Origin of the sequence: Kitasatospora sp. NPDC057500, from assembly GCF_042802195.1 — a bacterium.
Taxonomy (GTDB): Bacteria; Actinomycetota; Actinomycetes; order Streptomycetales; family Streptomycetaceae; genus Kitasatospora.
On sequence record NZ_JBHVER010000019.1, the window covers coordinates 1 to 6,108 of the forward strand.

Annotated in this window: 2 protein-coding genes; both read right to left on the bottom strand. The window is 75.4% G+C overall.

Features of this window, described 5'->3' with window-relative positions; all coding sequences use genetic code 11:
• Positions 1 to 962 precede the first annotated feature (962 nt).
• Positions 963 to 4,331: a right-handed parallel beta-helix repeat-containing protein gene (locus ACFU74_RS06720; RefSeq protein ID WP_380752827.1), complete on the bottom strand. Its 3,369-nt coding sequence runs from the start codon at positions 4,329 to 4,331 to the stop codon at positions 963 to 965.
• Positions 4,332 to 4,445: 114 nt separating this feature from the next.
• On the bottom strand, positions 4,446 to 6,011 hold the full coding sequence (locus ACFU74_RS06725; RefSeq protein WP_380752830.1) for a hypothetical protein: 1,566 nt from the start codon (positions 6,009 to 6,011) through the stop codon (positions 4,446 to 4,448).
• Positions 6,012 to 6,108 lie beyond the last annotated feature (97 nt).

Below are 6,108 nucleotides of genomic sequence, written 5' to 3' on the forward strand. Positions count from 1 at the left end.
GGACGACACACCGGCAGGCGAAACCCCCACTGCCGACACAACCGACGACAACCCGATAGCAGCCCCGGGCGCATCCACCCCGGCGGGCGGCTCCGCCGCCGCCGACGGTGCGACCCCAGCGGCCTCATGCGACCTCACCAGCAGCGCAGCATCGGGCAGAATCCCAGCCGATACACCAACGCCTTCAGTCCCCACGACTGACGACGGCACGGCGGTGCCGGACCGAGTGTCCCGCCCGATGGACACCACCGCTCCCCCGCCAAGACCTGCCACGGACGCAGTCGCCTTCGGCTGCGCGGAGAACGACGGGGTGGGTGGCGGTACGGCGACAGCCGCCGGGGCAGCCGATGGGGCGAGGGCCGCGAGGCCGCAGGCCATCGCGGCGAGTGCCCGGCGCCCCGGGTGGCCCGGGGCGCCGGGCCTGCGCAGGTGGCCCGGGCGGTCGGAATCGCTGGGGCGGCCAAGCTCGCCCGGGCGGCAGACGTCACCACCGAGGTAGTCCGAGCAACCGCATCCACCACCACCCGGACAACCAGAACCGCTCGGACCACCAACCCCACCCCGGCGGCAGACGTCACCACCGAGGTGATCCGAGCCGCCGAGTTCACCACCACCCTGGCGGCCGGAGCCGCTCGGACCACCGAGCTCGCCGGGGTCACCCGGACAACCAGAACCGCCGGGCCGGCCCAGGCCGCCCCGCGGATCCAGGGCTCCCGCGTCGTCGTCCGGGAGGCCCGGGCGGTACGAGACGGCGCGGTGCGGGTGGCCGGGGCCGACGAAGCGATCCCAGGGATCCAGGGCGCCCGTGCGGTGCGGGGTGATGGGGTGTGGGCCGTCGGGGCTCTCGCGGCAGTCCCGGAGGCCCGGGGCCCCCGCATCGCCGGCCGGCGGGCGCGGGTGGTGTGGGGGGTGCGGGTGGCCGGGGTGTGTGAAGGAGCCCTGGGGGGCGGGGTGGTTCGGGGTCATGCCGGGAGGCCGTAGGGGTCGAGGGCGATGTCCTCGGGGAGGAGGAGGCTCAGTTCGGACAGGTCGGCGATGTCCAGGCGGCTGAGGCGGCCGGCTTGGCGGGTGATCATGCCTTCCAGGGTCTGGCGGGCGAAGCGGCCGTTGCCGAACGTGCGGTCGCGGGGGACGGCGGCGAAGAGGTGCTGGAGGGTGGCCAGGGTCTCCGGGGCGCAGGTGTAGCCGGCGGAGTCGGCGTGGTTGCGGACGATGGTGACCAGTTCGGCGTCGGTGTAGTGGCCGAAGTCGATCTGGCGGGAGAAGCGGGAGGCGAGGCCGGGGTTGGAGGAGAGGAAGTGCCGCATCTCGTCCTCGTAGCCGGCGACGATCACCACCACCTCGTCGCGGTGGTCCTCCATCAGCTTCATCAGGGTGTCCACGGCCTCCTGGCCGAAGTCGCCGCCGCCCCCGTGCCGGGGGGTCAGGGTGTACGCCTCGTCGACGAAGAGGACGCCGCCGCGGGCGCGGTCGAAGGCCTCCTTGGTGAGCTGCGCGGTGTGGCCGACGTAGCGGCCGACCAGATCGGCGCGGGCGGTCTCGACGAGTTGGCCGCCGGGCAGTACGCCCAGTTCGGCCAGCAGCCGCCCGTAGAGCCGGGCGACCGTGGTCTTGCCGGTGCCGGGCGGGCCCGCGAAGACCAGGTGGTGGCTGATGGTGGCGGTCGGCAGGCCGGCCTCCTCGCGGCGGCGGACCTGGCGGATCAGGTTCACCAGGTCCTCGACCTGGGCCTTGGCGGCGGGCAGGCCGACCAGGGCCTGGAGTTCGGCGAGCGGCTCGGTGCCGTCGGCCTCCTTCGCGGGCGGTTCGAGTTCGACGCCGACGTCCCCGGGCACGAGCAGCGCGAGGTCCTCGTCGCTGATCTCGCCCTGCTCGGCGAGCCTGGTGGCCTGGCGGTCGACCATCTCCTCGAAGACCTTGCGGGCCGACCGCCCGTTGCCGAAGTCCTCGCCGCGCGGCATCCGTTCGAAGAGCAGGGTGAGCGCCGCGCCGGTGCCCTCGGCGAGGTGGTAGCCGTGGCCGGCGGCGGCGCGTTCGACGATGGTGACCAGTTCGTCGACCTCGTAGTTGGCGAACTCGACGGTCCGGCTGAACCGGGACGCCAGGCCCGGGTTGCTGGCCAGGAAGTCGCCGATCTCGGCGGAGTAGCCCGCCACGATCACCACCACGTCGTCCCGGTGGTCCTCCATCAGCTTGACCAGGGTGTCGATCGCCTCGCGCCCGAAGTCCGGGCCCGAGCCGGAGCCCGAGCCGGCCGAGAGGGTGTAGGCCTCGTCGATGAACAGCACGCCGCCGAGCGCCTGCTGGAACACCTCGGTGGTCTTGATGGCCGTGCCGCCGATGATCGAGGCGACCAGGTCGGCCCGGGCGACCTCGGTGAGGTGGCCGCTGCGCAGCACGCCCAGGTCGGCGAGGATGGCGCCGTAGAGGCGGGCGACGGTGGTCTTGCCGGTGCCGGGCGGGCCGGCGAAGACCAGGTGGCGGCTCATCGGCAGGGCCGGCATTCCGGCCAGTTCGCGGCGGCGGGCCAGCTTGTTGAGATTGACCAGGGTGGCCACCTGCTCCTTGACGCCGGCCAGGCCGACCAGCGACTCCAGCACCTCCAGCGGTCCGGGCGGCGCGTCCGGGACGGCCGCGCGGGCGGGTTCCGCGCCCTCGGCGGTGCCGCCGCCGGCCGCGGCGGGGACTGCGGCGCCCTCGGCCCCCGGTGTGCCCGGGGCGGCCGTCGCGGTGCCGTGCGCGTCCGGCAGCCCGTTCTCCTCGCTGGTCAGCTGCTCCACCGCGAGCCGCTCGTTGACGGCGGTCTGCCGCAGGCCCGAGCCGCGGTTGCGGGCGAGCGTGCAGCCGGTGAGCCGGACGGCGTCGGTGGAGTCGAGGCGCACGCCGTCGCCGGTGTTCTCCACCGCCTCGACCTGGGCGAGTACGGCCCGGCCGCCGGCGCCGATCCGCACGCCGTGGCGGCGGTTGCCGTGGGTGCGGACCCGGGTGCAGGTCAGCTCGCCGCCGTCGTCGACCGCGAGGCCGTCGTCCCCGGAGCCGCTGATCTCGCAGTCGCGCAGCGCGGCCCGCCCCACCTTGCCGACCAGCACACCGCCGCCCTTGGAGCCGCGCACCACGGCCGCGCCGAGGAAGGTGTCCGCGCCGTCGGCGATCCGCACCCCGGCCCTCCCGGCGTCCAGCACCTCGACGCCCTCCAGCCGGCCCCGGCCGTCGCGCAGCGCCTCCACGCCGTCGGCGCCGGCGCCGGTGACGGTCAGGTGCCGCACCCTGGGGTTGGCGCCGCCGCCGATCGACAGCCCGGCCCCGGAGACGTCCCGGATCTCCAGCCGGTCGATGTCGGCCGCGCTCTCCTCGGCCAGTTCGACGCCGGTCCCGCCGCAGTTGCGCACGACGGTGCCCTTCAGGACCGGCCCGGAGTGCTCCCCGACCCAGAGGCCGGTGCCCTCGGCCTCGGCGACCTCGCACTGCTCGAAGTGCCCGCGTGAGCGGCCGGTGACGTGGATGCCGTGGCCGGCGGTGCGGGCGGTGGTGCAGCGGCGCAGCTCCGGGTCGGTGCCGGCGGCCAGCGCGATGCCGTGGCCGGTGGTGGCGCTGACCGCGCAGTCCTCCAGCACCACCCGCGCCTCGGAGCTGATGTACACGCCGATGGTGGTGTCGCGTACGGCGGTGCGCAGCAGCCGGGTTGTGGAGCGCTCCTCCAGGGCGACTGCGGGCTTGTCGGTGACCGAGATCTCGCAGTCCTCGAAGGTGCCGCGGGCCTCGCCGTTGGCGCAGACGCCGTTGCCGCGGGCGTCGCGCAGCACGCAGTTGCGCAGCAGCGGGTTGGCCCGCTCGCCGACCACCACGGCCGAGGTGCCGAGGTGCTCGATGACGCAGTCCTCGATGACGCTGGTGCCGGTGGAGGTCTCGACGATGCCGGCGCCGGCCGGGTTGGTGACCCGGCAGTCGCGCATGGCGAGCGAGCCCTGCTGGCGGGTGAGGACGGCCGTCCAGGAGCTGCCGGCCACCTCGCAGTCGGACAGCGCGGCCTGTCCGCGCGGCACGTCGACGGCGGGCAGTTCCTCGTCCTGGCCCTGCACGACCAGGCCGGTGAGCTGGACGGCCTCGGCCACCACCTGGACGACGCAGCCGCGCCGGGCGGTGATCCGGACGCTGCCGCGCGGCTCCTCGGCGGTGATGGTGACCATCTTGGTGATGACCAGGTTCTCCTCGTAGCGGCCGGGGCGGACGGAGATCACCGCTCCGCTGCGGGCCGCCGCGAGCGCGTCGCCGATCGTGCGGTACGGGCCGCCCCGCTGCTCCGGGCACACCGTCAGCACATGGCGCGACATGGCCGTCCTCTCCTGGGGGTCTTCGTCGGTCGTCTGTCGGTGGTCTGTCGGACGGGTGTCGCTCGTCCGGGGGCGATGCGGGGCGGGGCGGGGCGGTGCCGGGCGGTGCGGCCGTCAGGACGCGGTGCAGTCGGCGCGCACGGCGGAGGCCGCGATGTGCGCCTTCTCGGTGGCGGTGCCGGCCCAGTCGAGGCCGCGCGAGTGCAGCATCACGGCGATCTTGCCGCCGCTCACCGGGAACGACCCGCCGGTGACCCAGGTCCCCCGGGTCTTGGTCTGGTTGACCGAGAATTCGCCGATCGTGCCGCTGTTGGGCGTCGAGGTGTTCTGGACGGTGTAGTAGGCGGGCGCGCCGCCGACCGCCTTGAGGTCGGAGTTGTTCGGCACGTAGACGGAGATCGTGCACTTCCCGGCCGTGACCGGTGCGGTGGAGAACGTCCAGACCACCGAGTTGCTGCCGTCGTCCTTGGTCGCCGATCCGGACATCGGCATCGACACGTACTTGCCGTTGCAGCCCGAACCGCTGAAGCCCCCGGCCGAGTTGGTGGTCCAGCCGGTGGAGCCCTGCTCCCACCAGCCGTGCTGGGCGTAGGCGACCGAGGAGGTGCTGCAGTTGGAGCCGCCGACGGCGTTGTAGGTGGCCTTCGCCGCCGCGGGCGGCGGCGGGGCGGGCTGCTGGGTGGCGGGCGGCGGTGCCGGCTGCTGGGGCGCCGGCTGCTGCGGGGCGGGTTGCTGGGGCGCCGGCTGCTGGGGAGCGGGCTGCTGCGGGGCCGGCTGACCGGCGGCGGGCTGCTGGGGCGCCGGCTGCTGCGCGGCGGGCTGGCCCGCGGCCGGCTGCTGCTGGGAGACCGGCTGGCCGGCGGCGGGCTGCTGGGTCGTCTTGGCCTTGCCGCTCTGCTGTGTGCCGTTCACGGGCGCCTTGGCCACCGGCGCGGTCCCGCCGGCTGGCTGGCCGCCCGGGACGGCCGGAACGGCCGGGGTGCCGGCCGCGCCGTCGAGGGCGATCCCGGGGACGGTGGCCGCCGCGTCGACGGGCGGCGCGGTGGCGGCGCCCGGGTCCCCGGTGACCGGCGGGTCGGTGGGTACCGGCGTCGGGACTCCCTCCGTCGGCGGGCCGGTCGGCACGGGCGGCGGGACGTCGTCGATCTCCGGGCCCTCGACGAGGGTGTCCGGCTGGTTGACGCCGAGGTTGTCGCCCCGCTTGTCCTTGTCGGCGCCGTCGGTGAGCAGGAACGGCAGGCCCATCAGCACCACGCCCGCCGTGGCGGCGGCGACCAGCGCGGGCCGCCGGAACCGGGGGCGGCGGGACGGTTCGACGGGCTCCTCGCCCTCCAGGTGCTCCGACCCGGCGAGGACCGGCTCCAGCGCCCCGGGCTCCTCGCCCGGGCCGAACCCGGGGTCGGGCTCGGCGGCGACCGCGAGCGCGACCGGCGGGACGGCGGCGGCGGACGCCTCCGGCGTCACCGGCCCGTACTCGGGCACGGCGACCTGCTCGGTCGGCGCCTCCGCCGTCGCGGGCACGGCCGCCACGGCGGCGGCCGCGGCGCCGGCGGTCCGGGCACCGGCCGTCGTCGGTGCCGCTGCCGCCTCCTCCTCCATCTCCCAGTCCATCGACGGCAGTTGGATCCCCGCCGTCCCGCCCCGAGCCTCGTTCCCACCCGTACTCGTGCTCGTGCTCACCGCAGTCCCTCCGGCCTCGCATGCGGTCCCTGTCGACAGGACCACCCGGCCGACAGGACGTCGGGTGCTCCCACTCCGTCACTACGGCCGGGCCCGG